The sequence below is a fragment of the Pseudarthrobacter sp. NPDC092202 genome (assembly GCF_044755505.1).
Classification (GTDB): domain Bacteria; phylum Actinomycetota; class Actinomycetes; order Actinomycetales; family Micrococcaceae; genus Arthrobacter.
On record NZ_JBIVRG010000017.1, the window covers coordinates 1 to 26,608 of the forward strand.

The following is a 26,608-nucleotide window of genomic DNA, read 5'->3' on the forward strand; positions in this document are numbered from 1 at the left end:
ACCTTAGACAAGCTCTATTTTCCCTGATCCGAGGGGCATTTCCGTGTCACGGCACCCGCTCACACCCCAAACTCATCGGTGGATCGAGGCTTAGTGGTGGTGGCGGGCGGATTGCGCCCGTACTGCCGCAGCGGTGCCGCAATGGGTTCATTCTATGCACGGCCGGCGCGCGCGCCTGAACGCTGGACGGCCTGAACGCTCTGAACGCTGGGAGCCCGGCAGGCCGCCGTCGTACGCCTGCTTTTCCTAGGCCGGGGCGAGCGGCGTGGCCTGCTCCCCAACGTGCCGGATCTCCAGCGCCTCCGGGTCCAGCAGCTTCCGCGTGCCGGTCCTCGCGTCCAGGATCCAGAACAGTTCAAGGGCAGGCACCACGTCCATCACCCGTCCCCGGTGGAAAAGTTTGCCGTTGTGCCATGCCTCGATCTGGTCGCCGATCCGAAGCTGGCCGGTGAGAACTCCCTGTGCCTCCATGATGCGCCTCCTGCTGTTGTGTCCCCGTAAGAGACAGCATGCCGTGGCCAGGTTGCTGAATTGTTTCAATGTGGTGTTTTTTCTGTGACCAAGTGAATCGCAGGCTTCTGCCTCACGCGGACGGGGCAAGGGTTCCGCCGGAAGGAATCTTTGGTGAGTTTAGTGGTTACCGCGCACGACGGCGGGTAGGGACTTAAGCGATAGCCGAACGGCACAGAAGGAGGAACAGGCGTGACACGGGAAATCCCAAGTACGCCGGCCGGGGCAGCCCGCCGGTCGCTGTCACCGGCTGCCGCGCCGGCGTTTTTGTTCGGTATGGGCATGGGCGGTTTTGTTGACGGCATCGTGCTGCACCAGCTTCTGCAGTGGCACCACATGCTCAGCCACACCGCCGGCGGGAACACCAAAACGCTGGCAGGGCTGGAGCTTAACACCTTGGCTGACGGCCTCTTCCATGGCGCCATGTGGGTGCTGGTGGCAGCCGCCGCCGTCCTGGCCGTCCGCGCCCGAAGGCTGGGGCGCCTCTCGGCGAGCTGGCGGTTCCACACCGGCCTTGTCCTGGCCGGCTGGGGTGTGTTCAACATCGTGGAGGGCCTCATCAACCACCAGTTGCTGCAGATCCACCACGTCCGGGACGATCTGGGCGGACCGCTGGCCTGGGACCTTGGCTTCCTGGGGCTCAGCGTAGTCCTGGTGGCGGCCGGCTGGCTTTTGTACCGGGGTAGTCCAGGGTCTGGAAAAAGCACGGGTCCTGCCGCAGGATAGTAAGCACGCTGATTAAATTCGGCAGTCGGAACAGATCAGTTCCCCAACGGCTTTGGGGGGACGGGTAACGTGTCCATACCCCTCCCGGACCAAGGCTGGACATGCGGTGGGAGGGCAGTTTCGGCAGCATTTTCCGGTAGTACGCTGGAAGAGCCGCAGGAGTCTGCTGTGGTGCAGGTTAGCGTTTTCGGCGCCGGGCGGCAGGCGCAGGGCTACGAGGAGGAGGCCACGCCATGGCTCACGAAACAATCAGGCAACCCCTTGCCGTACCACTGGATGATCTTGTCCTCAGCAGTTCCCACGTGGAGGAATTCCTCCATAATCTGGCCGTCGCGGCGGCCGCGGACCTTTCCTCACCCGGCCAGGACATCTCGTGTTCAGTGACCGTGCTGCGGCGGAAGAAGCCGGCCACGGTGGCCAGCAGCGATGACAGCGCCCGGAGCCTGGACGAGGTGCAGTACGCCTTTGATGAAGGACCCTGCCTATCGGCCATCCGGGAGGGCGGCACAATGCATGTTCCGGATGTGCGCAGTGAACACCGCTGGCCGCATTACATTGCCGCCGTGCACGAATCGCCGCTCGAGTCCGTCCTGGCAGTTTCCATGCTCGAGGGGGGCGAAGCGAGGGCGGCACTGAACCTGTATTCCACCCGGAAACACGCCTTTTCCGGGGAAGCGATCAGTGCTGCGGAGAAATTTGCCCGGGATGCCAGCACCTCCCTGGGACTGGCGCTGCGCATCGCCCAGCTGACTGATTCCCGGGACGACCTCATAGCAGCCATGTCCTCCCGGACCGTTATTGACCTTGCGGCGGGTGTGATCATGGGACAGAACCGCTGCAGCCAGGACGCGGCAATGTCCGTGCTCAAGAGGGCGTCGAGCAGCCGGAACATCAAGCTGCGTGAGGTGGCGGCCAGCGTGGTTGCCTCTGTCACGGACGATCCAGCAGTAACCACCCACTACGATGCCTGAGCCCTACCACCAGGCCTAGGGGCCGGGGCAGCCAGCAGGGTGTCAGGCCGTACCGTCCGGGCTGGAAAAGCCCCTCCCCGTATGGTTCCCTGGAATCCAGCCACGGGAGCCGTCGCAGCCCTGGGCAGTGTCCTGCCCTCCGGCTTCAGCGCTGAAACTGTCGAGCTCGTCCGCGTAGGGCGCGCGGAGCTGCGGCTTTTCGTCAATGAGTTCGTTGGCCGCCATGGCCAGCAGGTCGCGCTGTGCCACGGGCAGGGAGATGAGGCCCTGGGCGTAGGCCTGCACCTCATACTCGCCTGCCGAGCCGCTCATGCTGAAATACCGCAGCCAGAGTTCCCCCACGCTGATGCCGGCCGCGCGGAGGGCATCGTTAAGCTTCCCGCGCTGCTCCGGTTCGTGAGGATCGAATCCCATTGTCCTCACTTCCCCCTCATCGCCCCTCGGGCGGCGGCACCTTACCGATCAGCTGCTCGCTCATCGAGATAAGGGGTACGCCGGCAACCCGGGCATTTTGAATGAGCTGCTGCATCGCCCTGTCCTGGCTGATGCCCTGGCGTTCCATCAGAATTCCGCAGGCACGGTTTACGGCATCCCGTCCAGCCAGTGCAGCCTTGAGGCTTTCACTCATCTGCAACGGCGTTTCCGTACCCTGGATGTGTGCCAGCAAAGTGGCTGCCGCCCCTGCGAACAGGGACAGGATGCGGCCGGTCGTGTCGTCGTACTGCCCTGGCAGGGCAGAATAGATCTTCAACGCGCCGATGGTTTCCTTTCCGTGGAGCAGCGGCGCGCTGATGACCGAGCGGACGGGGAGCTCCGCGACTTCGGATCTCCACGCCGGCCATCGCCCGTCTGTACTGACGTCGTCCACTATCACCACCTGTTCGGTGGCCCAGGCTGTCAGGCAGGGACCCTCCCCGAGCCGGTACTGGGCGTTATCGGCCTGCTGCACCAACGCATCGGTGAAGCCGCTGCTGGTCCTTCTGCCTCCCGCATCCATGAGGGAAACCCCGGTTCCCGAAGCTCCTGGAATGGACTCCTTGATGGCCTGGGCCAGGAGGTGGACCGCGCGGTCCACTTTTTCCTCCGTCAGGAGGATCCCACGGATGCGGGCCACCGCCAGCGTCAGATCATCCAGCGGAAGCCTGCTGGCGCCGCCTGCTGAGTAGTTCACGGCGCAGTGCTGACTGGCGGTCCGGCGCCACACCCGCCCGGCTGGCGGGACATCATGCCACGGCCGGGTAGCTGCGGAGGATGTAGTCAGCCGCGGCAGGACCCGTCATGTGCAGTCGGATATCGTGCAGGTCCACTCCGCAGCGCTGCATCCCTGCGCGGAAAGCCTGGTCCGGTTTGGGCTGGAGTCCGTGAAGCTCTGCCCAGCTGACGTAGAGGCCGTAAAGGCAGTCGGGCCCAAGGGTCGAATCGGTGGATGGATCAAGAACAGTTGCTTCGTCGAGGAACTGCTGAAAGTGCGAGGTTGCCAAGGTTTAGGCCCGTTCCGCTTCTGCATCCTTTGCCGCCGTTTTACTACAGCGGCTGCTCCGCCGGCTGTGCAGAGGGGCCGGGGAGGGGACGGGGCATGACCCCCGTCACACTTCCGAATGTACCCGGGCTGTGGCCGGAAGTACAGGGCAGCCGGATCTTGTACTGCGGCTGGCATCACCGTACCGTAAAACAAGTAAGGGTACTTACTAAGCCTGTGATCTACGGTAAGGAGTTCAACCACCATGAACGAAATGCCCCAGAGCGCCGACGTTCCGCAGCACGGAGATCTTCCGCTGCCGGACTACGACCACCTGCCGGCGGGAACTCTGCCCTCGCGGATCTCCGGCCTGGCAGAAGGGGACGTGGCACGGCTGGTTGCGTATGAGAAAGCGCACGGGAACCGGCTTCCCATCCTGCAGATCCTCGAGAAGAGACTTCAGGACCTGCAGGCCGGCGCCGTTCCCAGCGGACCGCTCAATCCGGGCACACCGGAGGTCAACACCGGCCAGCCTGTGAGGCAGCAGCCGGCAAGCACTCCAGGGCCCCCGGTTAACCCGCCGTCCCAGGGCGTTCCCACGAACCCCGCGCAGCCGCGCCGGTAAGGCCGCGGTGAGGACATGGACGGGCCGGGGACGCAGGCAGCCGCTGGTGCAGCGGATGGCGACGGCGTGGCGCCATTTCCCGGAGCAACTATTGGGCGCGCCCCCGGCCACACCCTGACCCCGGACGTGGCAAAGGCGCAACGGGCAAAGACGCACCGGGCAAAGACGCGCCGGGCAGAGGACGACGGCGATGGCCAGCTTGGGCAATGACGGCACCGGCACCGGCACCGGCAATGACGGCACCGGCACCGGCAGCGCCCGCAGCGAGAGCGGCGACCGGCAGGTCCGGACGTTCGGGATCGAGGAGGAACTCCTCCTCGTTGATCCGGGCACGGGTGAGGCGGTGCCCATGGCCCGCGGGCTCCTGGACCTGTACGTCCGTCCTATGGATTCCAGCAAGGGCCCTGTGCTCACGGCCGAGTTCCAGCAGGAAATGATCGAGGTGGTTTCGCCGCCTCATTCCACCATGGATACGCTGAAGGCAGACATTGTCGCGGGACGCGCCATCGCGGACCGGGCGGCCCGGGATGTGGGGGTGCGCGCCGCTGCCTTGGGCACGTCGCCGCTGCCCTGCGATCCGCATCCCGTCCAACTGCGCCGCTTCGCTGCCATGGCAGAGGAGTATGGGCTCACCGCACGGGAACAGCTCACCTGCGGCTGCCACATCCACGTTTCGGTGGAATCAGCGGAAGAGGCGGTGGCCGTCCTGGACCGGATTCGGATCTGGCTGCCGGTGCTGACCGCGCTGAGCGCCAACTCGCCCTTCTGGCATGGCGAGGACACCGGGTATGCGAGCTACCGTTCGCAGGTCTGGAACCGCTGGCCGTCCGCCGGTCCGCTGGAGATCCTCGGTTCACCCGAGGTGTACCACCAGCTCGTGCATGACATGGTTAGTACCGGCGTGGCGCTTGACGAGGGGATGATCTACTTCGACGCCCGGCTCTCCCGGCACTATCCCACCGTGGAATTCCGGGTCCCGGACGTGTGCCTGCGCCCGGAAAACACGGTGCTTCTTGCCGGGCTCGCGCGGGCACTGGTGGACACTGCCGCCCGGGAATGGCGCGAGGGGATCGAGCCGCTGGGCGTGCCTTCAGCGCTGCTGCGGCTGGCGGGGTGGAAGGCGGGCCGCTGGGGACTGCGCGGGGAACTTCTCGATCCGTACACGTCGCGCCCGGCCCCGGCGCTCGCCGTCGTCAATTCCCTCCTGATCCACATCCACGAAGCACTGGAGGGCACCGGGGACCTGGCGCCGGTGGAAAAGCTGGTCGATGACCTGCTGCGGGCCGGCACCGGCGCAACGCGGCAGCTCGAGGTGCTGCACCGCACCGGCGGCCTCAGGGATGTGGTGCGGGACGCCGTCGACTGCACGGTAGGGAACGCCTGAACTGTCCGTCCCGGCGGGGGCGGCAGGGCGGTCTGCTGTGGGCGTACAGGCACGATCGCACGCATCCTGTGCCCGTAGGATGGAATGCATTATGGATGACCCTCCTTCACATATGCCCAAGCCCCTCCGCCTTCTGACCGGTTCGCCGGCCACCACGGGAGAGGGGCGCCTCAATGTATGAATGGATCATGCTCGGTATTGGCCTCGTCCTGACGGTTGGTACCGGTTTCTTTGTCGCTTCCGAGTTCGCGCTGGTCAACCTGGACCGCAATGACCTCGAAGCCCGCCAGGGGCGCGGCGAAAAGCGCCTCAAGCCCACCATCAAAGCACTGAAGATCACCTCGACGCACCTCTCGAGTGCGCAGCTGGGCATTACCCTGACCACGCTGCTCACGGGTTACACGTTCGAGCCGGCAATCAGCTCCCTCTTGCGTGGCCCCCTGCTCTCGACCGGCCTCCCCGAAGCTGTTGTGCCTGGTATCGGTGCAGTTGTTGGCATCTTCATCGCCACTGTCTTTTCCATGGTGATCGGCGAGCTGGTGCCCAAGAACTTCGCCCTGGCGCTTCCCCTGGCCACGGCCAAGTTCGTGGTCCCGTTCCAGGCTCTCTTCACCACCGTGTTCAAGCCCGTGATCCTGCTGTTCAACAACACGGCCAACAAGATCATCCGGTCCTTCGGCATCGAGCCGAAGGAAGAACTCTCCGGCGCCCGCAGTGCCGAGGAACTCAGCTCCCTGGTCCGCCGGTCAGCCCTCGAAGGTCTCCTTGACGCCGACCATGCCGTTCTGCTGCACCGGACACTCCGGTTCTCGGAGCACTCCGCCGCCGACGTCATGACTCCCCGTGTGCGGATGACGGCAGTCAACGCTGACGACACGGCCGAAGAGATCGTGGCACTGGCAACCACCACCGGTTACTCCCGCTTTCCCGTCATCGGCGAGGACCGCGACGACGTGCAGGGCGTGCTCCACGTGAAGCAGGCCTTCGCGGTGGACCTGGCCGACCGGTCACGTGTACTTGCCTCGGAGCTGATGATCGAGCCGCTCCGGGTGCCTGAGTCCATGGGCGTGGATACGCTCCTGGTCCTGCTGCGGAAGCAGGGGCTGCAGGTGGCCATCGTCTCCGATGAGCACGGCGGCACCGCCGGCATCGTGACGCTGGAGGACCTGGTGGAGGAGATCGTCGGCGAGCTTGAAGACGAACACGACCGCGCACGCACCGGCGTGGTGCGGACCGGGCGGTCCATCACCTTTGACGCGTCGCTGCGGCCCGACGAACTGCTGGACCGGACAGGCATCACCGTGCCCGACGGCGAGGAATACGACACCCTGGCCGGGTTTGTCACGGACCAGCTGGACCGTATCCCAGAGCTGGGCGATGAAGTAGGGATCGACGGCGGCACGCTCCGGGTGGAGCGCGTCCTGGGTACGCACGTGGAGCGGATCCGGTTCACCCCCGACACTTCGGAGGACGCGCCGAAGAGCGCCCATGACCGCATTATCGATGGCCTGACGCAGGAGCTGACCCATGAGTGAATACCTTCCCGGCATCATCTGGCTGGTGATGCTCCTGGTGGTCAACGCCTTCTTCGTCGGTGCCGAGTTTGCCGTTATTTCCGCGCGCCGCTCGCAGATCGAGCCGAAAGCCGAGGCCGGCAGCAAGGCCGCCAAGACTACCCTGTGGGCCATGGAGCATGCCACGCTGATGCTGGCCACCAGCCAGCTGGGCATCACCGTCTGTTCCCTGGTGATCCTGAACGTCTCCGAACCTGCCATCCACCATTTGCTGGAAATTCCGCTGGGCCTGACGTCCCTCTCCTACGAGGCGATCAGCATCATTGCCTTTATTACGGCGCTCCTGCTGGTCACCTTCCTGCACGTGGTGCTGGGGGAGATGGTCCCCAAGAACATCTCCTTCTCCGTCCCAACCCGGGCAGCCCTCATCCTGGCCCCGCCGCTGGTGATGGTCTCCCGCGTGGTCAGGCCGGTGATCTGGACGCTGAACGGCATCGCGAACTCCATCCTTCGCCTGTTCAAGGTGGAACCCAAGGACGAGGCCACCAGTGCCTACACCCTGGATGAGGTGGCCAGCATCGTGGAGCAGTCCACCCGGGACGGCATGCTGACGGACACCACCGGAACCCTGAGCGCCGCCTTCGAGTTCACGGCCAAGACCGTGGCGGACGTTGAAGTTCCCATCTCCGAGATGGTTCTCCTGCCGGAGTCCGCCACGCCGGCTGACATCCAGCGCGCGGTGGCCGGGCACGGGTTCTCCCGGTACATCCTCACCAATGACGACGGCGAGCCCTCCGGATACCTGCACCTCAAGGACGTCATGGACCTGACCACGCAGGAGAAGTTCACCCAGCGGGTGCCGGCGAAGCGGATCCGCCGCCTCGCCTCCGCCTACAGCGGCAGCGAGCTCGAGGACGCCCTGGCCGCGATGCGCCGCACGGGCGCCCACGTTGCCAGGGTGTTCGATGCGCACGGCAACACCACCGGCGTCCTGTTCCTGGAGGACATCATCGAGGAACTGGTGGGCGAGGTCCAGGACGCCACCAGCGCCTGACCCTCCCTGCTGCAGCCACGGCACCACAAGCCGGGAAGGCGCCGCCCCTACACGGGGCGGCGCCTTCCGCCATTTTGGCCTTATGTGATCTGACGGAGCAGCGGGTACTCTAATGAGTGCATGTACGTGCACCTATGCACTTAAGGGGTGGGCTGGATGATCTCCGTTCTGCGGAACGCAACGTACCGGAGGCTTTTCGCTGCCCAGGTTGTGGCGCTGATCGGCACGGGCCTGCTGACGGTGGCCCTGGGGCTGCTGGCCTACGACCTGGCCGGCAGCAACGCCGGCGCCGTGCTGGGAACGGCACTGACCATCAAGATGCTTGCCTATGTGGGCCTGGCGCCGGTCATCAATGCCCTGGTGGCGCGCTGGCCGAAGAAGCCGGTCCTGATCGGTGCCGACCTGGTGCGCGCGGCGATGGCCCTGTCCCTGCCGTTCATCACCGAGGCCTGGCAGATCTACGTGGTGATCTTCCTTCTGCAGTCCGCCTCCGCCACGTTCACCCCGGCGTTCCAGTCGCTGATCCCCACCATCCTCACGGACGAGCGGGACTATACGCGGGCGTTGTCCCTCTCCCGGCTGGCCTATGACATGGAGGCGCTGGCAAGTCCTGCGCTGGCGGCGCTGCTGCTGACCGTCATGAGCTACAACAAGGTGTTCCTTGGCACCGTGGCCGGGTTCCTGGTCTCGGCCTTCATGGTGGCTGTCTCCGTCCTGCCGGTGGCCGCCGCCGCTGAGGCACCGCAGACCCCGCTCTGGCACCGCACCACCCTTGGTGCCAGGATCTTCTGGCGGAACCGGCGGCTCCGGTCGCTGCTGGCACTGAACCTGGTGGTGGCAGCGCCCACCGCCCTGGTGCTGGTGAACACCGTGGTCTATGTCCGCGATGTGCTGCAGCGGCAGGATGCGGACCTTGCCGTGGCGCTGGCCTGCTTCGGCGTGGGGTCCATGGCCGTGGCCCTGTCCGCCCCGCGGGTGCTGGAACGCCTGGGTGACCGAAGGGTGATGCTCAGCGGGGCCGCCGTCGTTCCCTTTGCCATGGCGGGTGCCGCTGCCATGATGTGGGCCTCGCCTCCTGGCGGGTGGTGGCTGCTGCTTCTCCTGTGGTTCCTGCTGGGCGCGGCGAACTCCACGATCCTCACGCCGTCGTCGAGGTTGCTGCGGGAAGCCTCAACAGAGGAAACCCGGCCGTATGTTTTTACGGCCCAGTTCTCGCTCTCGCACGCCTGCTACATCCTGGCCTATCCGCTGGCGGGCTGGGTGGGAGCCGCGGCCGGTTTGGGCTGGGCCGCAGCGGGGCTGACAATTGTTGCGATGATAGGCAGTGCAGGAGCATTCCTGTCCTGGCCCCGGCATGAGGCCGCGGGAGCCATGGGCCGTGCAGGGGAGGAACAGAAGAGTGACCAGCCAGCCCCGCAGCGAAGCCGTCCCCGCCGCTGACGTCCCGTCCCTGGTCCATCAGGTAACACCGGGCCCCGAGTTGTTGGAAGCAGCGTCCGCAACCTTGCGGATGCTGGCTGAACCCACGCGCCTGAACCTGCTCTGGCAACTGGCGCAGGGCCCCAAAACCGTAACGGAGCTGACGGCAGCCGTAGGAGTGCCGCGGACCGTGGCGAGCCAGCACTTGGCCAAACTGCGGCTCAGCGGGCTGGTGGACACCCGCAAGGACGGCCGCCACGTCATTTACTCCCTGCATGACGGGCACCTGGTGCGGCTGATCCGGGAAACCATCAACCACGCGGACCACCGCATCACAGGCGAACCCAGCCACGGCTAGGGCTGTCGGGGAGGTCCGCGCCGCAGCTCACCGCCCACAATGATCAGCACCCTTAGTGATTTGTGGTTACGATGGGAAGGTAAGCCGCTGGCGGCACGCCGGCGGGAGCCGACCGTAGGGAGCAACACCATGGGTTTGGACGACAAGATTGGCAACGCAGCCGAGAAGCTTGGCGGCAAGGGTAAGGAAGCCGCGGGCGAAGCAACCGGCGACGATCGCCTGAAGGCCGAAGGCCAGAACGACCAGGCCAAGGGCGACCTGAAGCAGGCCGGCGAAAAGGTCAAGGACGCTTTCAAGCAGGACTGACTTCCGGTCCACATGCACAGGGTGCGGTTCCACTGGAGCCGCACCCTTTGCTCTTCACAGGTCCGGTCCGGCCGGCCGCATGTCACGGAACAGGGGATCAGTTGCCCATGAACACCCGCAGTGCGCACTGGCTCGATGCCCTGCGGACACAGCTGTGGCCGCTTCCGGTGCTGGCTGTTGCCCTTGCTGTCCTTCTGGGCATGGCGTTGCCTGCGCTTGACTCAGCCGTCGACGGCGAACTGCCGGACAGTGTGACCGTTTTCCTCTTCAGCGGGGGACCGGAGGCTGCGCGGGCCGTCCTGCAAGCCATCTCGGGTTCGCTCATCACTGTCACCTCGCTGACCTTTTCACTCACCGTGGTAACCCTCCAGCTGGCCAGCAGCCAGTTCTCGCCCCGGCTGCTCCGGACTTTTACCTCGGACCGGTTCGTCCACGGAACGCTGGCCCTGTTCCTGGCCGCGTTCGCCTTCGCACTGACGGTCCTGCGCAGCGTGCGGGATGAGGGCAACGGAAACACAGCCTTCGTCCCCGAGATCTCGGTGACGGTCGCCTTTGTGCTGGCCATTGCCAGCGTGGTTGGCCTGGTGCTCTTCCTGGCGCACCTTACGCGGGAAATCCGGGTGGAAACCATGCTGCGCAGGGTCAACGCGGAAACCCGGGAGGCCATCGACCGCGTCTTCCCGCAGGAGCGCCCCGCACGCGGCCCGGAGCCGCTTCCGGCGCCCGGCAGTTTTCCCATCCTTGCCGCTTCGTCAGGGTTCCTGACCTCCTATGACGAAAGAGCCCTCCTGGAGGCCGCCGAAAGTGCCGGTGCCGTTATCCGCCTAGACCGGGAACCTGGCAGCTCCCTGGTGGAGGGCGTGCCCTTTGCCACCGCCTGGCCCGTGGCGCCGGGAGCAACACTCAGCGCCGAAGCCCGGGAGAAGCTGGCTGGAGACATCAACGCCGCCGTGGCAACCGGATTTGAACGGACCAACGTCCAGGACGTCGGGTTCGGGTTCCGGCAACTCGTGGATGTTGCGGCACGGGCTCTCTCCCCAGGCATCAACGATCCCACCACGGCAGTGCACGTCGTGGGGCACCTTTCGGCGCTCCTGTGCGGGCTGGCGGAGCGGGATCCGGGCCCTGAGCAGATGGTGGACGACGACGGTCGGGTCAGGGTGGTGCTTTCGCTTCCCGGGCTCCCGGAACTCCTCAGCCTGGCGATGGACCAGCCCCGGCACTACGGCGCCGCGGACCCTGCCGTCGCAGCCCGCCTCCTCCGGCTCCTCCAGGAGCTTGCGTGGTGCGACCGGAAGGGCCGGTACCGGGCGGAGATCGCAGACCACCTTGGCCGGATGCGCAACGCCATCGGCTCGGCCCGCTATTCAACGCCGGAACGGAAAACCCTGATGGACCTGGCTGACTCAGTCCACGGGGGATAGGGACTGGACGCCGGAAGAAAACCCGATCCCAGCAAAGGCCCAAAATTTATACGCATGTGATCTACGGAACAGGAATGGGAAGCTAGGCTGATAAAAAGCCCCTGACGGGAAGTGGTGATGGCCACCCTAGGTTCGTTTGCACAAGGACTTCTTCGCTGCCTCATGGTGCCGCGGAGTGTTTTCGTGTGGCTGCTCCTGGTCCTGGTCATTGCCGGGGCGGCCTCCTACACCTCCGGCAGCCGTTACGCCCTGGTTCCCGGCCACGGCCCGGTGCAGTCAGCAGCCGAACAGGATGCGGCGGAAGTCCCGGCGCAGGCGGAAACATCGGCCGGTCCGGCAGAACCTGCAGCAACCGCCCAGCACTCCGTCCATGTCATCCACGAGGCCGGCCCGTCCGCAGAGCCTGCAGGGCTGGAGAGGGAAGGCGAGCGGAGCAAGGCCCCCCGCGGCGAACCGGTGCCCGTGCGCACCGGGGCCGTGGACCCGCCGTCGCTCATCCAGCGGCTGCCCGGGGGGACCTTGCATTCCGCCGGTGATGTGCCGCGGGAGCCTGAATTGCCCGCGCTCAGGGTCGTGGACCTTTCCATCAGCAGGACGTAGAACCGGTTCGCCGTTCCACGCCATCAAGACCTGCTGAAAGAACCTGGAAAAGAGATACCAATGACTTATGTACAGTCCATGCTGGACGCCTACCCCAAGGACGTGGCGGGCGTCGACAAAGCCAAGCTCGCCGAATGCATCCAGGCGTGCTTCGACTGCGCCCAGACGTGCACCGCCTGCGCCGACGCATGCCTGAACGAGGATATGGTCGCCGAGCTCACCAAGTGCATCCGCACCAACCTCGACTGCGTAGACATCTGCGCCGCCACCGGAAAGATCCTCTCCCGCCACGGTAACTACGACGTCGGCATCACCCGGGCAGTGCTCGAAGCGTGCCGCACCGCCTGCCGTGCCTGCGCGGAGGAGTGCGGCCAGCACGCCTCCATGCACCGGCACTGCGAGGTGTGTGCCGAGGCCTGCCGCCGCTGTGAGCAGGCCTGCGCCGACCTCCTGGCCTCGCTGGACTAGGCGGGGGTGACAGCCATGGCACCTTCACAGATTCCGCCGGCGGTTCGCCGCCCCGGGCGCAGGGGACCGGCCCGTGCCAGGCGCGCGGAGGACCCGCAGCTGCGGCGGATGCTGGCCACGCATATCCACTGCGGTGAGCCGATGCGCCTGGTCAGTGCAGGGCCGCCGGCAGGGGCACGGCAGGAAAATTACGACGGCGGCCCGCTCACTTACCGGTGCGCCTGCGGGTTCAGCTTCGATCGCAGCGAGGGCTGACAGGCCCGGATCCAACGGCAGGGTTGTCCTTGGCGCTTATTGGGGGCGCCGAGGGCAGCCCGGCCATGGACGTACCCGCCGAAACCTTGGTCAGTCCCCGCCGCCGAGCCTTGCGATGAGCTCGTCGGCCTGGGCCAGGTTGCGGGCCATTTTGGCGCGCTCAGCCATTGCCTTCTCCAGGTACGCTGCGAGTTTGGCCTGCCTGTCACCAGCGGCCCCCGCGTCCTGCTGCGAGAAGAGCTCCAGGATGTCCGCCATTTCCTCCAGCGAGAACCCCAGCGGCTTCATCTGCTTGATCACCATGAGGCGTTCAAAGTCGTCCTCGGAGTAAACCCTGAAACCGCCATCGGTGCGGGCCGTGGCTGGAAGCAGCCCCACGTCGTCGTAATGGCGGATGGTGCGCAGGGACAAACCTGTCCGCTCCGCCAGCTCGCCGATATGCATGGTGGAAGTTCCGGTTCGTGCTGTCATGCGTGGGCCTCCGTAATGTCCGCGTGCAACTCTACCATCACGTTAGGGTAGAGTTGTGTGCGGTTGGTGAGCCGCCTGAGCGGGCTCCCGGCATCCCGGCGCGAGGTTGCGCCCCTTCATTCTTCGAAAGAGAGAGGGCGCCTCTATGCGTCTTCCTGACCATGAACGGAGCCAGCAATGGCCGTCAAGACCGCCGGGGAAGCCCCCGCCTACACTCCGGAACAGCTGCAGTCCGTCCGGGAAACCCTCAAGTCGCCCCGAAGGCTTAAGACCGAGGTCCTTGCGGGGCTGGTTGTTGCCCTGGCCCTGATCCCGGAAGCGATCGCCTTCTCGATCATCGCCGGCGTGGATCCGCGGCTGGGCCTGTTCGCCTCCTTCACCATGGCCGTCACCATCGCCTTCGTGGGCGGCCGGCCGGCCATGATTTCCGCCGCCACCGGCGCGGTCGCCCTGGTGATCGCCCCACTGGTGAAGTCCCACGGCGTGGACTACTTCATTGCCGCCGTCATCCTGGGCGGCATCTTCCAGGTCATCCTGGGCCTCTCCGGGGTGGCGAAGCTGATGCGCTTCATTCCGCGCTCGGTGATGGTGGGCTTCGTGAACGCCCTGGCCATCCTGATCTTCATGTCCCAGGTTCCCGAACTGCTCGGCGTCCCCTGGCTCGTGTACCCACTGGCGGCGCTGGCCCTGGTGATCGTGTTCGGGCTGCCGAAACTCACCAACGCGGTGCCCGCCCCGCTGGTGGCCATCGTGGTCCTCACCCTCATCACCGTCCTGGCATCCATCGCCGTCCCCACCGTGGGTGACAAAGGCGACCTGCCGGAATCCCTGCCGTCGCTGTTCATTCCCAACGTTCCGTTCACCCTGGAAACTCTCCAGGTCATCTTCCCCTTCGGCCTGGCCGTGGCGTTTGTGGGGCTCCTCGAGTCGCTCATGACCGCCAAGCTGGTGGATGACATCACCGATACCCGCTCCCACAAGAGCCGCGAGGCCTGGGGGCAGGGCGTTGCCAACATCGTCACCGGCTTCACCGGCGGCATGGGCGGCTGCGCCATGATCGGCCAGACCATGATCAACGTCAAAGCCTCCGGCGCCCGCACCCGGATCTCCACCTTCCTGGCCGGCGTCTTCCTGCTGATCCTGGTGGTGGCGCTCGGAGGTGTGGTCTCGGTCATCCCCATGGCCGCCCTGGTTGCGGTGATGATCTTCGTTTCCTGGGCCACGTTCGACTGGCACAGCATCCACCCGCGCACCCTGAAGATGATGCCCAAGAGCGAAACGGTGGTGATGGTGGCCACGGTCATCGTCACGGTGGCCACGCACAACCTGGCCATCGGCGTCGGCGTCGGCGTGCTGGTGGCGATGGTGATGTTCGCCCGCCGGGTGGCCCACTTCGTGACCGTGGAACGCACCGTAACGAACGTGGAAGGCCACGAAACCGCCACCTACACGGTGAACGGCGAGCTGTTCTTCGCCTCGTCCAACGATCTCTACACCCAGTTCGAATACGCGCTGGACCCTGAGCATGTGGTCATCGACATGCACGCCTCCCACCTCTGGGACGCCTCCACCATCGCAGCCCTGGACGCCATCACCGAAAAGTACCGGCACCACGGCAAGGACGTGAAGATTATCGGCCTGAACGACGCCAGCACCACCATGCGCGAGCGGCTCGGCGGGAAGCTCGGCGCCGGGCACTAGGCAAGCTCAGAGGGCCTTCGGCTGAACGGTTCAGGGGCGGGTGCTGAACCGTTCGGCGAAGTTCTTGGGGCCCTGGACAATGATCTGGTCGTCGTCGTACAGCACGGTCTGGGCGGTGGTGTGCTGCCAGGTGCCGCCGGGCCTTTTGACCGCCACGATGGTGATCCCGTACTTGTCCCGCAGGCCCAGCACCCCCAGCGGCCGGTCCCGGGCGTCGGACGGCGGCTGGGTCCGGACCATCACAAAGTCGTCCTCGAATTCCACGTAGTCCAGGATGGCCCCGCGGACCAGGTGTGCCACGCGGCGGCCCATGTCGTGCTCGGGCCGGATGACGTGCTGCACCCCCAGCTGGGCCAGGATTTCCGCATGCGGTTCGCTGATGGCCTTGGCCCAGATTTCCGGGTGCTTGAAAGTAAGCAGCCGGGAGGTGGTGAGGATGCTCGCCTCCAGGTCGGAGCCGATGCCCACCACCGCCCGGTCGAACTCGTGAACGGACAACTGCCGCAGCACTTCTTCCTTGGTGGAGTCCGCACGGACCACATGGGCCAGCCGTCCGTTGTAGGACTGCACGATTTCCTCGCTGCTGTCGATACCCAGCACCTCGGTGCCCTGTGCTTCGAGTTCCAGGGCCAGGGAGCCGCCGAACCGTCCCAGACCGATAACGGCCACGGAATCGGGGTGCGCGGCGCGCTCGCCCCTGCGGGTGAAGATGTCCTTAGCCAATGAGGGGCCTTTCCTTCGGGTTTTCGTACAGTATGGGGCGCTTCCGCAGGGCCAGCGCCGTGCCGAGCGTGACGGGGCCGAGCCGGCCGATGAACATGAGCAGGATCAGCACCACCTGCCCCGCCGGAGGCATCCCGGCCGTGATGCCGGTGGACAGTCCCACGGTGGCGAAGGCGGACACCACCTCGAACAGGATGCGTTCCTGGCCGAAGTCGGTGATGAGCATCAGGAACATGGTGGACGCCGTCACCAGGGCGATGGCCAGCAGCACCACGGTGATGGCCTGGCGGTGCACGGCCCGGGAGAGGCGCTTGCCGAAGATGTTCACGGCGGTGTCCCCCCGGAGCTCCGTGGCCAGGATGAAGAACAGCACGGCGAAGGTGGTGATTTTCAGTCCGCCCGCGGTGCCGGCCGGGCCGCCGCCGATGAACATCAGGATGTCCATGCCCAGCCAGGAGACAGGGTGCATCTGGCTGATGTCAACGCTGTTGAAACCGGCGGTGCGGGTGATCACGGACTGGAAGAACCCGCCCAGGATACGGTCCTCAGGTGGCAGGGCGCCCAGCGTGGCGGGATTGGTCCACTCTGCGGCCGTAAGGAACACGGTCCCGCCGGCCAGGAGAACGGCGCTGCCGGCAAGGACGATTTTGGTGTGCATGCTCCAGTAGACGGGCCGGCGGTACTGGCGGCGCAGCTCGAACAGGACCGGAAAACCCAGGCTGCCGATGATCACCGCGCCCGCAATGGGCAGGCACACCCATGGATCGCCCACAAACCCCATCAGGCTGTCCGAGTACAGCGCAAACCCAGCGTTGTTGAAGGCGGACACTGAGTGGAACACCCCGTGCCACAGGGCCTCGCCGGGCGTGTAGCCGTAGCCCAGCAGGAAGCGGAGCATCAGCACCAGCGCCAGGATGGCCTCAACAATGACGGTGATCACCAGGACGCCGACCAGGACGCGGCGCACATCGCCGAACCCCGTGCTTTTGGTCTCCGTGGCGGCCAGCATCCGTGACCGCAGTCCCAGCCGCCGGGCGGTCAGCACGCCCAGGAGCGCGCCGAAGGACATCACGCCGAACCCGCCCACCTGGATCAGCACCAGGATGACCGCATGCCCGAATCCGGTCCAGAACACCGGGGTATCCACGGTGATGAGTCCGGTGACGCAGACTGAGGACGTTGCGGTGAACAGTGCTTCCAGCAGTGTGGCCGGCCGCGTGCCTGTGGTGGCGGCCGGCAGCATCAGGAGCGCTGTTCCCGCGGCGATGGCGAGGACGAAGCCCAGGACGATCAGCTGCGCCGGGTGCCGGGGAACCAGCTTCCCGGCCATTCGCCGGAGGGTGGACACCTGCTTCCCCTGGAGTTCCGCCAGGGACCGGCTGTACCCGGCCAGGACGGCCCTTGGTTTTTTCCTCCGGCGCTGGGGGTGGGGGCTTCGCTGGTAAGCCTTCAGGTGCATAGGCGCCACGGTACCACCGCAGCACAGCGGCGCCTGCCAGATGCAACGGACCTCACATCCTCCGGGGTCAGGCGCGCGTTCCTGCCCGGTTCGTCAGGGCGGACTGCCCTCCCAGGCCGGGACACGCCGTCGTCTGCGGCGCGCCGCAAGGGTGCCCCGGGAAGTAACTGGGGAGGAACGCACGACGGCGGCACCTCACCCAGGTGGGCAGCTTGAGCAGGGGCGCGCGTTCCTGCCCGGTTCGTCAGGGCGGACTGCTCTCCCGGGCCGGGACACGCCGTCGTTCGGGGCGCGCCGCAAGGGTGCCCCGGGAAGTAACCGGGGAGGAACGCACGACGGCGGCACCTCACCCCGAGCGGTCAAAGCAGGGAGTGGGCCTGGCCTAGACCCGCCGCTTCATCCAGCCCCAGACGGCGGTGGCAGCGAACAGCACCAGGCCGATCAGGGCCAGCCACAGCAGCCCCTCGATAACGAAGCCCAGGATGGACAGAACGAGCCAAATGATAAGCAGTGTGATGATGAGTCCCATGCCGGAAGCCTAGCCGCGATGGCCGGTGGCAGGGCATATTGACACGGCCCACCCGCGGGCGCACGCTGATAGCGCTGGGTGCCGGTGGCTGGCGGGCAGCGGATCCGCCGCAGGCCCGTCAACCGAAACCCGGAGCTGTCTGGGCGCTCCGGATGCATTGTTGCCACACCCCTCCTGTCAGGAGAACGAAATGACCGTAAACGCCCTGGAAGCGAAATCATTCGACCAGCCCGACGAAAAACGCCGTCCGCCAAAGACCCAGGTGGATGTGGTGAACCTCGGTGACACAACGCTGGGCAGGTTCACCTTTGAGCCGGGCTGGCGGTGGTCCGAGACCGTCAAGACCGTGGTTAACACGGACACGTGCCAGGTGAACCATGTGGGGATCTGCGCCGCCGGGACACTGACCGTGGAAATGGCGGACGGTTCGCGGGCCACGGTCAGCCCCGGCCACGCGTACACCATTCCGGCCGGCCACGACGCCTGGGTCGAAGGGGACGAGGCGTTCGTGGGCTACGAGGTCATGAGCGCGGCCACCTTCGCTAAGCCGGCCTGATGCCCGGCAGCTGTGCGCGTCCTTCCTAGGAGGGCTTCGGGGCAGCGGGATCCCACGGATGCCGCGCCCCGGAGGCCCCGCTCCCGGAAGAAGCCCCGGCGCCGGTTGCGGCGTTTTGGTATCGCCGTGCTGGTGGTGCTGGGGCTGCTTCTGGTGTCGACGGCGGTCAACGCGGCCTTGGAGCGGGCGGAGAAATCCGGCACCCCTGCCTACGGCGAGCGCGTCCAGGTGGAAGGCGGAGCCCTGAACGTCTGGCGAAGCGGGGGAGAGGGGCAGCCGATCGTCCTCCTCAGCGGATTGGGCACCTCCGCTCCTGGGCTCGACTTTGCGCCGCTGGCCCGTGAGCTGGGCGGCTTCGACGTCATTGTTGTTGAGGGGTTTGGGTACGGATACAGCGACATGGAAGGTCCTCCGCGGACCAACGAAAACATCAGCAGCGAACTGCACGAGGTCCTGGCCCGGCTCCAGGTCAGGCAGCCGTACGTCCTGGCAGGGCACTCGATAGCCGGCTTCTACATGCTGGACTACGCCAACCGGTACCGTTCGGAACTGTCCGCGGTGGTGGGCATCGACGCCACCATACCGAAACCCGGGCCGGAGGCCGTGGACGAGCCCGAACCAGGCATCAGCTGGGAGCGTGCCCCGGCCGTGACGGGGATAGTGCGGGCCGTGACGTTCCTGGCCCCTGGGCTGCTGGACCCGGAGGGTGGCGCCTACACAGAGGATGAGCTGCAGCGCATGCGCCTGATGGCCAACTGGAATTTCGGCAATCCCGCCGTGGCGGACGAAACAGCAAGGATCGCGAACAACGCGGCAGCCTTGAGGGGAGTCACCTACCCCGGGGACCTGCCCGTCCTGGCCTTCATTGCCGACGAAAGCTCAGACTCCACAGCCACCAAGGTGTCATCAGCCCGGAACCTGCTGGACAACGTCAGCAGGCATCAGGTTGTCACCGTTGAGGGCGGGCACTACCTGCACCACACGCAGTCCGCACGGATGGCAGGGGAGCTCCGGGCGTTCATGGGGAGCGGAATAGGTGAGTGAAGCTGCTTTAGGGGCTTTTCTTCCTGCTTCTTGCAAGTAATACCTAATCGCAAGTTCGGGTACCCCCTCCCCATTCCCCGCCAATTACTCCGGGCGTACCGTGCGAGTCATGAGAGCAGACCGAAGAGTGTGGGTCAAGCCGATCGACGCGCAGCGGGTCGCGAGGGCAAAAGCGGCGTTTACAACCCGTCGAGTAGTGCCAGAAGCCATAGCCTCCCTGGTCTCGGGCGCAGTCCGGCCCCGGTCCGGTGACCTGGTACTGGCTCGAATCGTGCAGTTGGGGCATCACCGTCATATTGAGCAGCCGAACGGACGCCGGGCGGTGTTGCACGACGACGACGAAATTATCGTCACGTATGGAGACAGGTACGCCACTGACCAATTTGAATCACAGGTGCCGGCAACACTGGCCAACGCCCAGCTGGTTGCTTCGGGGGGAATCGCCTCCGAGGTGCTGAGCCGGAGCACGGCGGTTAGGAGGGCGACGGAAATAGAGCCCCTGGGACTTCTGGGCGATGCCAAAGGCCGGCCGCTGAATATCCAGGACTTTTCGCTGCAGCCGGTGTCCCCGCAGGTGCCCCGGCCCCGGACCATCGCAGTCCTTGGAACAGCGATGAATTCAGGTAAGACAACAGCTGTCCACTGCCTGGTAAACGGATTCAGCAAAGCGGGCGTCTGGGTGGGGGCTACCAAAGCAACCGGGACGGGGTCCGGCAACGACTACTGGTGCATGCTGGATGCCGGCGCCCACATCATGCTGGATTTCACGGACGTCGGGTTGGCCTCGACGTACCGGCAGCCCATGAACGTGGTGGAGGCTAAATTTGGCGAACTGGTGGACCACCTCACGGATTCAGGCGCGGCCTTGAACCTTGTGGAGATCGCGGACGGCATCTACCAGCATGAAACCTCGCATTTGTTGGAGTCAGCGGTTTTTCGGGCGAATGTTGACGCCGTCATTTTCGCTGCTCCGGACGCCATGGGGGCAGTGGCCGGGGTCTCCCACCTGCAGAAGGTGGGACACGATGTCCTGGCTGTGACGGGCTTGCTAACGCGGTCGCCCCTGGCAATGCGGGAAGCGGCGGCAGCTACGGGACTCCCTGTGGTGACCCGGGACGAACTCGCGGACCCTGAATTTGCCGCCTCGATCCTTCACGTACCGGATATCCTGGCCAACGCCGCCACCGCGGGCACCGAGGCCGCCGGCACGGTGCAGCCAGCCAGCGCAACAAGCGATGTCTTGATCGGACCCTTCGTCGCTACGCCTGAGTGGGCTGAGCCCAAGCGGGGGTTCCTCGGATTCCCTCGACCAGCCACCCCCTCTGGCAGCCCGGATGCGTGGTAAAACCAGTGCCCGGCAAGAATAGGCTGTACCACATTCCGCCAGCCGCCTTCGCAAAAATCATTGCCATCGGCCTGGCCCAGGTCCTCACTTTGGTGGCTTACATCCTGCTGCTGCGCAGCATCGTGGATAACCTGGCACCGGCCACAGTTGGGGAAGCTGCGGACCTGCAGTGGCGCTGGGCGCTGGCCCAGGCCGCCCTCCTGGGGGCAGTGGCATTGGTCCACGGTTGGCTCCGGGCCCTCGGCTTCAACGTGGCCGAGACCGCAGGCTACAACGTGGTCCGGGACCTGCGGATGAAGATGTACAAACACTTGCAGGGCATGACTCCGCGGCAGTTCCAGGGCAGGGCCCGAGGCGGCCTGCTCCTGCGTTTCCTGGGTGACCTCTCGATGACCAGAATGTGGATCAGCCGTGGAGTACTCGGCGGAATGATTGCCGCCATGGTGCTGGTTGGCACACTCACTGTGCTCTTCTTCTTCAGCTTCTGGATGTCACTTGCAATCGTTGCGGCAATATCCGCCGGAGCAGCGGCGTCCCTGGTGGCCGGACAGCGCATGCGCCAGGCAACCCGTGTTATGCGTCGGCGCCGCTCGCTGGTAATGAGCAACCTGGACGAGCAGCTCAATGCCCAACGTGTTGTCCAGGTCTTTGGACGCTCTGCCGGGGAGTATGCCCGTCTTTCACATCAAAATGACGAGCTCACTCGTGCCCTCATCAGGGTCGCCCGCCTGCGGGGCTACCTCCGCGGCGTCGCAACCGCTTTTTCCCTGCTTGCGCTGGGCGCTGTCCTGGCCGCGGGTCTGTTCGAAGTCCGGCAGGGAACAGCAAGCATAGGAACAGTGATTGCCTTCATCGTTGTCACCAGGCAGCTTTCCAGCCCAGTGCGCACCCTCGGCCTGGCCCATGACTACTGGCACCGTGCCCAGGTGTCCGTCGGCAAGATCAACGAATACCTTCGCAGTTCCAGCCGGGACTTGGACAGCGATGGCCACGGTCCCCTGCAAGTCCGGCACGGCGTTATCGAGTTTTCCTCGGTAACGGTGAACGGTTCCCTCCATGACGTCAATTTGCGGGTCAAACCGGGAGAACTGGTTGCAGTGACAGGAGATGGTGGAAGCGGCAAATCATCCCTTCTCGGGCTGGTTTCAAGAACCATTGACCCTGACCAAGGCTGCATCATCGTTGACCGGCAGGTTCTGGCGAATACCTCTTTGCGATCTGCGGCTCAGTGGATAGGGTGCGTGGGCCCTGAACTTCCACTGATGCGCGGAACCTTGTGGCGGAACCTTACGTACGCCGCCCCCAGTGCGTCAGAAGAAGACGTCGAGCGGGTTCTGGCTGCCACCGGAGTGGACGGCATGCTTGCCGACCTCCCCTTTGGGCTGCAAACCTGGGTTTCCGAAGGCGGGCTCAACTTGTCGCGGAGCCAGCGGCAACGCATAGCACTTGCCAGGGCGCTGATGGGAAACCCTCCCATCCTGCTCCTCGATGAGCCAACCACCGGATTGGACGCCGCAGCGAAGCAGGCCTTCGCCACGATGCTCAAGAGATTCGACGGCACGGTTCTCCTGGCCACGCAGGATCCCCAGGAACTCGCTTTGGCGGACAGGATTGTGGTTTTGTCCAAGGGCACAATCGCCGAGGTGATATCCGGCGAAGAATTCCGGGACCGCATGTGGCTGGAAAGCAACCTGCCAGCGCTCCCCGCACCGTCGCCCAGGGCAACCCAAGGCGGCACGGCCAGAGCAACACTCAGTCAAGCTTCCGGCGCAGAAAGCGATGCCTGATGAAACCGACAACACGCGACAGGCTGCTCATGGTGACGGCCCTGGCTGTTTCGCTCGGCGGTACCGGCGCAATTGCAGCCAACTATGGAGGGAAACAGGCTCCGGAAGTGCAGGCCATTGAAGTGTGGGCCGGCAACGACGCCGAGGGAAAGTGGTCGGTCCAGTTCGTGGGGGACACCATGCTGGGCAACGGAGAAATCCGAACCTTGGACCCTCTTGCACTCGATGCTGCCTTGTCGGGGGTGGCGCCTCTCTTTGATGGAGACTTTGTCATCGCCAACGCAGAAGGCCCTATGACCTTCAGCGAGCAACCCTTGATCCCGGGAAAAGCGTTTTCGCACCGTGTGGCCCCGCAGGCGGCCTGGGCGTTATCCAAGGCGGGCGTGGACGCGATCAGCCTGGGCAACAACCATTCCATGGACATGGGGCTCATTGGACTTCAGGACACCATCAGGTATGCCCGCAATGCCGGGATGGCCAGTTTTGGCGCCGGGAACAACCTCGCTGAGGCTGAGCGCCCGTTGATGCTTCGGACCGAAGCAGGGACGATCGGTGTGGTGGCAATCGGTGAGAACTTCGGCAAGTTATCAAAAGCGGACGAAGTCAACCCCGGCACTGTGGTTTTTAGCCCGGAAGCGGTGCAGCGCGGGTATGACCTTGCCCGCGCTGCTGGGGCTGATTGGGTCATCGGGTACGTGCATTGGGGTGACAACTACACCGACACAACACCGCAGCAGCGGTACTGGGCGCAAGTGCTGGTTGACGCCGGATATGACGTGATCGTTGGGGCAGGATCCCACATCGCGGAGAAGATCGAATTTATCGGTGACGTCCCGGTGGCCTACGGCCTGGGCAACTTTGTCTTTGGTACGCGTGGCCGCTACGAGTCGTTTGGAAAGCAGGGAGTCGGGCTCATGCTCAGCCTGGAACTGAGCCCCAGCGCTCCTACCCAAATGGCAGTCAGGTGCGTTGTCACCGATAACCGCATCAACGGGTTCCTCACCCAGGCATGCACTGCCCCCCAAATGGTGGGCGTCATGTCGGAAATTAACCCGGCGCTCCAAATCCAGGGCGATGTAGCGAGGATGCCTTGCCGCTGCCTTGAGCCGCCGGAATGACGGAACCCCCTGCCATGCCAGGGCCGCATAAGAGGGTTTCTTGGGTGTTGCTGTGGCTTGTGGCAGTACTGGCAGTGCTGGCATCCTGCACCGAGGTGGCAGGAGAACAGCGCCGGGAACCAACAGCGTCGGACCAGGGAGACGATATGCCGGGCGGCTCAGCTACAGAAACCCAGACAAAATTAATTACGCCAGGCACCATGGGAGATTTGTCCTTTTCGTGGAAAGGCCCGCTGGCCAACCAGCCCATCCGGGTCTGGTACGACGCTCCGGACGATCCTTCCTCTGCCCAGATCCTGATGGTCATGACCGGGGCCCACCGCGACGGGGAGGGCTACCGGGAAGACTGGCTGCCCATTGTGCAGGACCACAATGCCCTGCTTTTGGTGCTGGAGTTTCCCAAAGACGATTACCCCGGATCTTCCTCCTACAACCAAGGCAACATCCTTGATGCCTCCGGGGATATAAATCCGCCGGAGGCATGGACCTTCAATATGGTCGAGGCACTTTTCGAGGCCGTCGTCCGGGATACAAAGAGCGGGGAAAGGGACTATGCCCTTTTTGGGCACTCAGCTGGCGGCCAGTTCGTGCACCGCTTCATGGAGTTCACCCAAGAAAACCATGTCCGGGTTGCGGTCGCAGCAAACGCCGGCTGGTACACGATGCCGGACCGGGACGTTGAGTACCCGCACGGCCTGAAGAACTCGCCCCTTTCCTCAAAAGAGTTAAGGGAGGCCTTCTCCAGGCGCCTGGTCATCCTTTTGGGTGCCGACGACATCGACCCGGACGACACGCTGCTTCAGCGTGACCGGAAAACGGATACCCAGGGGGACAACAGATTGAGCCGGGGGCTGAACTTCTACCAGGCGTCCCGGGATGCGGCCGGGGAGGGTGACGAGTTCAACTGGGGCCTGATGGTGGTTCCGGGTGCCGCCCACGAGCACAAGAAGATGGCCGAAGCAGCCGCACCGTTCCTCCTGTCCTCCCGCTGACCCGCCCACCCCAGCAAACGGCCGGCGCCGGCTGCCTACCCGGCGGGGTACTGCGAGGTGCGGAGGAAGCGGGCCACGTGCGCGGCGTTACGCGCGGCACCGGCGGTGGTGGCGGCAACCTTCTCCGGCACTTCCTTCAGGTCCTTGTAGTCCACGGTCTGCATGGCCTCGCCCACCCAGTACGTGGCGCCCTGGGCTGGAAGCGTGAAGCCGACGTCGTTCAGTCCCTGCTGCGTGTCCGCCACGGTCTTGTGGGCGCCATCCTCGTTGCCCACCACGGCCACGATGGCCACTTTCCCGTACATGATGGGCCGGCCTTCGTTGTCCGTTTCGGCGAGGTCCGCATCGAGCCGCTCCATGACCCGCTGGGTGATGCTGCTCGGGTGCCCCATCCAGATGGGGGTGGCGAGCACCAGGATGTCCGCCGCCAGGATCTTGTCCCGGATAGCGGGCCAGGCGTCGCCGTCGCCCATGTCCACCTGGACGCCGGGCATCACGTTGTGGTCCACCACCCGCAGCGACGTGCCGCTGACGCCGTGGGCGGCCAGCCCATCCAGCACGTGGCGGGCCATGAGCTCGCTGCTGGACGCCGCCGGGGAGGGGGTCAGGGAGCAAATCAGGGCAAGCGCGGTGAGGTCGGCCATTGTATCGTCCTTTGCTGTGGTTTGCTTTGGTCTGCGGTCAATGCCATTGGTGGTTCGGGGCCGGCGGCCGGATGGACTGCCCGGCCATCGACCGGCTGGACGTTAGTCGGTTCCGGATGCCGCCATCCTAACCATCATCACGTGTATCTGTGCCGGCTGCGGCAGGGCATACGACGGCGGCCCTCACCATGGGTGCCCCGTCCCAAGTTGTGGGCCCGGGATGGTCGGGGCCTTGCGCAATGGATGTCCACTGTGCCTAGGATCTATTTAGTAACCATGCTTACTATCTCGATCTGCCGGTTTCCGACAGCGTCCCACAAGGGCCTGGAGGATCCGGCGGGCGGGACCGTGGAACACCAACGAAAGGACCGAAGTCATGAAGCGACTGTTCTTGTTCTTCCTGCCCACCATCATCAGCAAGGTACAGAAAGCCCGGAAGGCCAAGCAGCTCCGCGCCGCCCAGCAGGCGCAGCCCCCGCGCAACCGCCGCTAGTTAAATGCGCAGTCCGCCCTCTCCCATGGAGGGCGGACTGCGCATTTAGGGGTGCGCCCCGCCGAAGGTGCTGGGCACGCGGCTGCGGTTGTCTTGTCTCCTAGTCCGAGTCATACCGGTCAAGGATGGACTGCATCTGGGAGATTTCTTCCCGCTGCGCCTCTACGATCTGCTCGCAAAGTTCCACGATTTCCGGGTCCGTAACGTCGGCCTCCTGGCATACCAAAATGGCCCGGGAATGGTGCGGGATCATGGATTTCAGGAACTCCTCGTCGCCCACGAAAGTTTCGGTGCGGCCAAGGGCGAACACGCCGCCGAAAAGGAGGGCGAAGCCCACCAGCATCGCAATGTTCGCTTTTGTGTTCTTGAACATGGACCACATGCCGATGACCATGATAATCGCCATGGCCGAAACCATAAGCAAAGCCATCCAGAAATTGCTCAGGTTGTAGTAGAAGTGGTCGATGGTCCGCACCATGGACATGGACAGCGTCCACATCAGTCCCAGGCTGACCAGCAGGATGATGCCGAACTTCACGTACATCCGGGCTGATCCGCCGTGTTCTTTGTGGTCCTGCCCCGCCTGCTTTCGCTCGGGTCGGGGAGGCCCGGCGTCGTGATGTCCTCGCATATTTTCCGTCGAGTCCATAATCTTCTCCTCACATCCCAGAGC

General features: G+C 65.0%; 30 protein-coding genes. 20 read left to right on the plus strand and 10 right to left on the minus strand.

The features are described from left to right. Positions 1–246 precede the first annotated feature (246 nt). Complete coding sequence (locus tag ACIQF4_RS18815; protein ID WP_350002730.1) at positions 247–471, minus strand: hypothetical protein; 225 nt, start codon at positions 469–471, stop codon at positions 247–249. Between the two features lie 231 nt (positions 472–702). On the opposite strand from ACIQF4_RS18815, the gene ACIQF4_RS18820 reads away from it, so the two are divergent. Together ACIQF4_RS18820 and ACIQF4_RS18825 are read left to right on the plus strand one after the other, a co-directional pair. Beyond that, the gene (locus ACIQF4_RS18820; protein WP_350002728.1) at positions 703–1,236 is read left to right on the plus strand and encodes a DUF2243 domain-containing protein; all 534 of its coding nucleotides are present in this window, start codon (positions 703–705) and stop codon (positions 1,234–1,236) included. 233 nt (positions 1,237–1,469) lie between these two features. Beyond that, positions 1,470–2,207: a GAF and ANTAR domain-containing protein gene (locus ACIQF4_RS18825; protein WP_400517195.1), complete on the plus strand. Its 738-nt coding sequence runs from the start codon at positions 1,470–1,472 to the stop codon at positions 2,205–2,207. A gap of 42 nt (positions 2,208–2,249) precedes the next feature. Here the strand turns inward: ACIQF4_RS18825 and ACIQF4_RS18830 are convergent, their stop codons facing one another. From ACIQF4_RS18830 to ACIQF4_RS18840, 3 genes are read right to left on the minus strand one after another with little or no spacing between them, the layout of a single operon-like run. Then, entirely contained in the window at positions 2,250–2,621 is a 372-nt protein-coding gene (locus ACIQF4_RS18830; RefSeq protein ID WP_400517196.1) for a hypothetical protein, read from the minus strand. 16 nt (positions 2,622–2,637) lie between these two features. After that, the gene (locus ACIQF4_RS18835) at positions 2,638–3,378 is read right to left on the minus strand and encodes a GAF domain-containing protein (RefSeq protein ID WP_400517197.1); all 741 of its coding nucleotides are present in this window, start codon (positions 3,376–3,378) and stop codon (positions 2,638–2,640) included. Between the two features lie 52 nt (positions 3,379–3,430). Then, entirely contained in the window at positions 3,431–3,688 is a 258-nt protein-coding gene (locus ACIQF4_RS18840; RefSeq protein ID WP_350002723.1) for a hypothetical protein, read from the minus strand. A 243-nt stretch (positions 3,689–3,931) separates the two neighbouring features. On the opposite strand from ACIQF4_RS18840, the gene ACIQF4_RS18845 reads away from it, so the two are divergent. The 11 genes from ACIQF4_RS18845 to ACIQF4_RS18895 all read left to right on the plus strand — a co-directional run bounded on the left by ACIQF4_RS18845 (position 3,932) and on the right by ACIQF4_RS18895 (position 13,073). Then, the gene (locus tag ACIQF4_RS18845) at positions 3,932–4,291 is read left to right on the plus strand and encodes a hypothetical protein (protein WP_400517198.1); all 360 of its coding nucleotides are present in this window, start codon (positions 3,932–3,934) and stop codon (positions 4,289–4,291) included. Between the two features lie 190 nt (positions 4,292–4,481). Then, complete coding sequence (locus ACIQF4_RS18850; RefSeq protein WP_400517199.1) at positions 4,482–5,675, plus strand: glutamate--cysteine ligase; 1,194 nt, start codon at positions 4,482–4,484, stop codon at positions 5,673–5,675. A gap of 173 nt (positions 5,676–5,848) precedes the next feature. Continuing rightward, positions 5,849–7,210, plus strand: coding sequence for a hemolysin family protein (locus tag ACIQF4_RS18855; RefSeq protein ID WP_400517200.1), 1,362 nt, complete (start codon positions 5,849–5,851; stop codon positions 7,208–7,210). Next, positions 7,203–8,243 carry a hemolysin family protein gene (locus ACIQF4_RS18860; protein ID WP_400517201.1) on the plus strand — a complete coding sequence of 347 codons (1,041 nt, stop codon included), beginning with the start codon at positions 7,203–7,205 and terminating at the stop codon, positions 8,241–8,243. The genes ACIQF4_RS18855 and ACIQF4_RS18860 overlap by 8 nt, the downstream gene beginning before the upstream one ends. Positions 8,244–8,399: 156 nt before the next feature. Further along, on the plus strand, positions 8,400–9,683 hold the full coding sequence (locus tag ACIQF4_RS18865; RefSeq protein WP_400517202.1) for an MFS transporter: 1,284 nt from the start codon (positions 8,400–8,402) through the stop codon (positions 9,681–9,683). Next, complete coding sequence (locus tag ACIQF4_RS18870; RefSeq protein ID WP_231456970.1) at positions 9,643–10,020, plus strand: helix-turn-helix transcriptional regulator; 378 nt, start codon at positions 9,643–9,645, stop codon at positions 10,018–10,020. Before ACIQF4_RS18865 ends, ACIQF4_RS18870 begins: the two co-directional genes overlap by 41 nt. Positions 10,021–10,149: 129 nt before the next feature. Continuing rightward, on the plus strand, positions 10,150–10,326 hold the full coding sequence (locus tag ACIQF4_RS18875) for a CsbD family protein (protein WP_400517204.1): 177 nt from the start codon (positions 10,150–10,152) through the stop codon (positions 10,324–10,326). 107 nt (positions 10,327–10,433) lie between these two features. Continuing rightward, positions 10,434–11,750, plus strand: a complete 1,317-nt coding sequence (locus ACIQF4_RS18880; protein WP_400517205.1) for a DUF2254 domain-containing protein — start codon at positions 10,434–10,436, stop codon at positions 11,748–11,750. 162 nt (positions 11,751–11,912) lie between these two features. After that, a complete protein-coding gene (locus ACIQF4_RS18885) occupies positions 11,913–12,350 on the plus strand; it encodes a hypothetical protein (protein ID WP_400517206.1) in 438 nt (145 codons plus the stop codon). A 60-nt stretch (positions 12,351–12,410) separates the two neighbouring features. Continuing rightward, positions 12,411–12,818 (plus strand): four-helix bundle copper-binding protein, encoded by a 408-nt coding sequence (locus ACIQF4_RS18890; RefSeq protein ID WP_400517207.1) that lies wholly within the window; start codon positions 12,411–12,413, stop codon positions 12,816–12,818. A gap of 15 nt (positions 12,819–12,833) precedes the next feature. Then, positions 12,834–13,073, plus strand: a complete 240-nt coding sequence (locus ACIQF4_RS18895) for a hypothetical protein (protein ID WP_400517208.1) — start codon at positions 12,834–12,836, stop codon at positions 13,071–13,073. A gap of 90 nt (positions 13,074–13,163) precedes the next feature. Here ACIQF4_RS18895 and ACIQF4_RS18900 read toward each other — a convergent pair whose 3' ends face one another. Beyond that, positions 13,164–13,544 carry a MerR family transcriptional regulator gene (locus ACIQF4_RS18900; protein ID WP_400517209.1) on the minus strand — a complete coding sequence of 127 codons (381 nt, stop codon included), beginning with the start codon at positions 13,542–13,544 and terminating at the stop codon, positions 13,164–13,166. Between the two features lie 177 nt (positions 13,545–13,721). Between ACIQF4_RS18900 and ACIQF4_RS18905 the strand changes: the two genes are divergently transcribed. Then, positions 13,722–15,245, plus strand: a complete 1,524-nt coding sequence (locus ACIQF4_RS18905) for a SulP family inorganic anion transporter (protein ID WP_400517210.1) — start codon at positions 13,722–13,724, stop codon at positions 15,243–15,245. A 30-nt stretch (positions 15,246–15,275) separates the two neighbouring features. Here the strand turns inward: ACIQF4_RS18905 and ACIQF4_RS18910 are convergent, their stop codons facing one another. From ACIQF4_RS18910 to ACIQF4_RS18920, 3 genes are all read right to left on the minus strand, one after another. Next, complete coding sequence (locus ACIQF4_RS18910; protein ID WP_400517211.1) at positions 15,276–15,968, minus strand: potassium channel family protein; 693 nt, start codon at positions 15,966–15,968, stop codon at positions 15,276–15,278. Next, positions 15,961–17,298, minus strand: coding sequence for a TrkH family potassium uptake protein (locus ACIQF4_RS18915; RefSeq protein WP_400517248.1), 1,338 nt, complete (start codon positions 17,296–17,298; stop codon positions 15,961–15,963). The genes ACIQF4_RS18910 and ACIQF4_RS18915 overlap by 8 nt, the downstream gene beginning before the upstream one ends. A 511-nt stretch (positions 17,299–17,809) precedes the next feature. Then, positions 17,810–17,956, minus strand: coding sequence for a hypothetical protein (locus tag ACIQF4_RS18920; protein WP_350002709.1), 147 nt, complete (start codon positions 17,954–17,956; stop codon positions 17,810–17,812). A gap of 190 nt (positions 17,957–18,146) precedes the next feature. On the opposite strand from ACIQF4_RS18920, the gene ACIQF4_RS18925 reads away from it, so the two are divergent. From ACIQF4_RS18925 to ACIQF4_RS18950, 6 genes are all read left to right on the plus strand, one after another. Further along, complete coding sequence (locus ACIQF4_RS18925) at positions 18,147–18,512, plus strand: cupin domain-containing protein (RefSeq protein ID WP_231457207.1); 366 nt, start codon at positions 18,147–18,149, stop codon at positions 18,510–18,512. Between the two features lie 105 nt (positions 18,513–18,617). Continuing rightward, positions 18,618–19,556: an alpha/beta fold hydrolase gene (locus ACIQF4_RS18930; RefSeq protein WP_400517212.1), complete on the plus strand. Its 939-nt coding sequence runs from the start codon at positions 18,618–18,620 to the stop codon at positions 19,554–19,556. Between the two features lie 196 nt (positions 19,557–19,752). Then, the gene (locus tag ACIQF4_RS18935) at positions 19,753–20,901 is read left to right on the plus strand and encodes a DUF1611 domain-containing protein (RefSeq protein WP_400517213.1); all 1,149 of its coding nucleotides are present in this window, start codon (positions 19,753–19,755) and stop codon (positions 20,899–20,901) included. A 5-nt stretch (positions 20,902–20,906) separates the two neighbouring features. Continuing rightward, complete coding sequence (locus ACIQF4_RS18940) at positions 20,907–22,688, plus strand: ABC transporter ATP-binding protein (RefSeq protein WP_400517214.1); 1,782 nt, start codon at positions 20,907–20,909, stop codon at positions 22,686–22,688. Then, positions 22,688–23,806, plus strand: a complete 1,119-nt coding sequence (locus tag ACIQF4_RS18945; RefSeq protein WP_400517215.1) for a CapA family protein — start codon at positions 22,688–22,690, stop codon at positions 23,804–23,806. The genes ACIQF4_RS18940 and ACIQF4_RS18945 overlap by 1 nt, the downstream gene beginning before the upstream one ends. Positions 23,807–23,850: 44 nt before the next feature. Then, positions 23,851–24,798 (plus strand): hypothetical protein, encoded by a 948-nt coding sequence (locus ACIQF4_RS18950; RefSeq protein ID WP_374152841.1) that lies wholly within the window; start codon positions 23,851–23,853, stop codon positions 24,796–24,798. A 35-nt stretch (positions 24,799–24,833) separates the two neighbouring features. Here ACIQF4_RS18950 and ACIQF4_RS18955 read toward each other — a convergent pair whose 3' ends face one another. Both ACIQF4_RS18955 and ACIQF4_RS18960 read right to left on the minus strand, forming a co-directional pair. Continuing rightward, positions 24,834–25,442, minus strand: a complete 609-nt coding sequence (locus ACIQF4_RS18955; protein ID WP_400517216.1) for a flavodoxin family protein — start codon at positions 25,440–25,442, stop codon at positions 24,834–24,836. 593 nt (positions 25,443–26,035) lie between these two features. After that, on the minus strand, positions 26,036–26,584 hold the full coding sequence (locus ACIQF4_RS18960; protein WP_400517217.1) for a DUF305 domain-containing protein: 549 nt from the start codon (positions 26,582–26,584) through the stop codon (positions 26,036–26,038). Positions 26,585–26,608 lie beyond the last annotated feature (24 nt).

Bases quoted from the DNA above. Each gene is read 5' to 3' on its own strand.
- ACIQF4_RS18815 (WP_350002730.1), bottom strand. From the start codon at position 471: ATGGAGGCACAGGGAGTTCTCACCGGCCAGCTTCGGATCGGCGACCAG.
- ACIQF4_RS18825 (WP_400517195.1), top strand. From the start codon at position 1,470: ATGGCTCACGAAACAATCAGGCAACCCCTTGCCGTACCACTGGATGAT.
- ACIQF4_RS18830 (WP_400517196.1), bottom strand. From the start codon at position 2,621: ATGGGATTCGATCCTCACGAACCGGAGCAGCGCGGGAAGCTTAACGAT.
- ACIQF4_RS18845 (WP_400517198.1), top strand. From the start codon at position 3,932: ATGAACGAAATGCCCCAGAGCGCCGACGTTCCGCAGCACGGAGATCTT.
- ACIQF4_RS18850 (WP_400517199.1), top strand. From the start codon at position 4,482: ATGGCCAGCTTGGGCAATGACGGCACCGGCACCGGCACCGGCAATGAC.
- ACIQF4_RS18855 (WP_400517200.1), top strand. From the start codon at position 5,849: ATGTATGAATGGATCATGCTCGGTATTGGCCTCGTCCTGACGGTTGGT.
- ACIQF4_RS18860 (WP_400517201.1), top strand. From the start codon at position 7,203: ATGAGTGAATACCTTCCCGGCATCATCTGGCTGGTGATGCTCCTGGTG.
- ACIQF4_RS18865 (WP_400517202.1), top strand. From the start codon at position 8,400: ATGATCTCCGTTCTGCGGAACGCAACGTACCGGAGGCTTTTCGCTGCC.
- ACIQF4_RS18875 (WP_400517204.1), top strand. From the start codon at position 10,150: ATGGGTTTGGACGACAAGATTGGCAACGCAGCCGAGAAGCTTGGCGGC.
- ACIQF4_RS18880 (WP_400517205.1), top strand. From the start codon at position 10,434: ATGAACACCCGCAGTGCGCACTGGCTCGATGCCCTGCGGACACAGCTG.
- ACIQF4_RS18885 (WP_400517206.1), top strand. From the start codon at position 11,913: ATGGTGCCGCGGAGTGTTTTCGTGTGGCTGCTCCTGGTCCTGGTCATT.
- ACIQF4_RS18890 (WP_400517207.1), top strand. From the start codon at position 12,411: ATGACTTATGTACAGTCCATGCTGGACGCCTACCCCAAGGACGTGGCG.
- ACIQF4_RS18895 (WP_400517208.1), top strand. From the start codon at position 12,834: ATGGCACCTTCACAGATTCCGCCGGCGGTTCGCCGCCCCGGGCGCAGG.
- ACIQF4_RS18900 (WP_400517209.1), bottom strand. From the start codon at position 13,544: ATGACAGCACGAACCGGAACTTCCACCATGCATATCGGCGAGCTGGCG.
- ACIQF4_RS18905 (WP_400517210.1), top strand. From the start codon at position 13,722: ATGGCCGTCAAGACCGCCGGGGAAGCCCCCGCCTACACTCCGGAACAG.
- ACIQF4_RS18915 (WP_400517248.1), bottom strand. From the start codon at position 17,298: ATGGCCGGGAAGCTGGTTCCCCGGCACCCGGCGCAGCTGATCGTCCTG.
- ACIQF4_RS18920 (WP_350002709.1), bottom strand. From the start codon at position 17,956: ATGGGACTCATCATCACACTGCTTATCATTTGGCTCGTTCTGTCCATC.
- ACIQF4_RS18925 (WP_231457207.1), top strand. From the start codon at position 18,147: ATGACCGTAAACGCCCTGGAAGCGAAATCATTCGACCAGCCCGACGAA.
- ACIQF4_RS18945 (WP_400517215.1), top strand. From the start codon at position 22,688: ATGAAACCGACAACACGCGACAGGCTGCTCATGGTGACGGCCCTGGCT.
- ACIQF4_RS18955 (WP_400517216.1), bottom strand. From the start codon at position 25,442: ATGGCCGACCTCACCGCGCTTGCCCTGATTTGCTCCCTGACCCCCTCC.
- ACIQF4_RS18960 (WP_400517217.1), bottom strand. From the start codon at position 26,584: ATGGACTCGACGGAAAATATGCGAGGACATCACGACGCCGGGCCTCCC.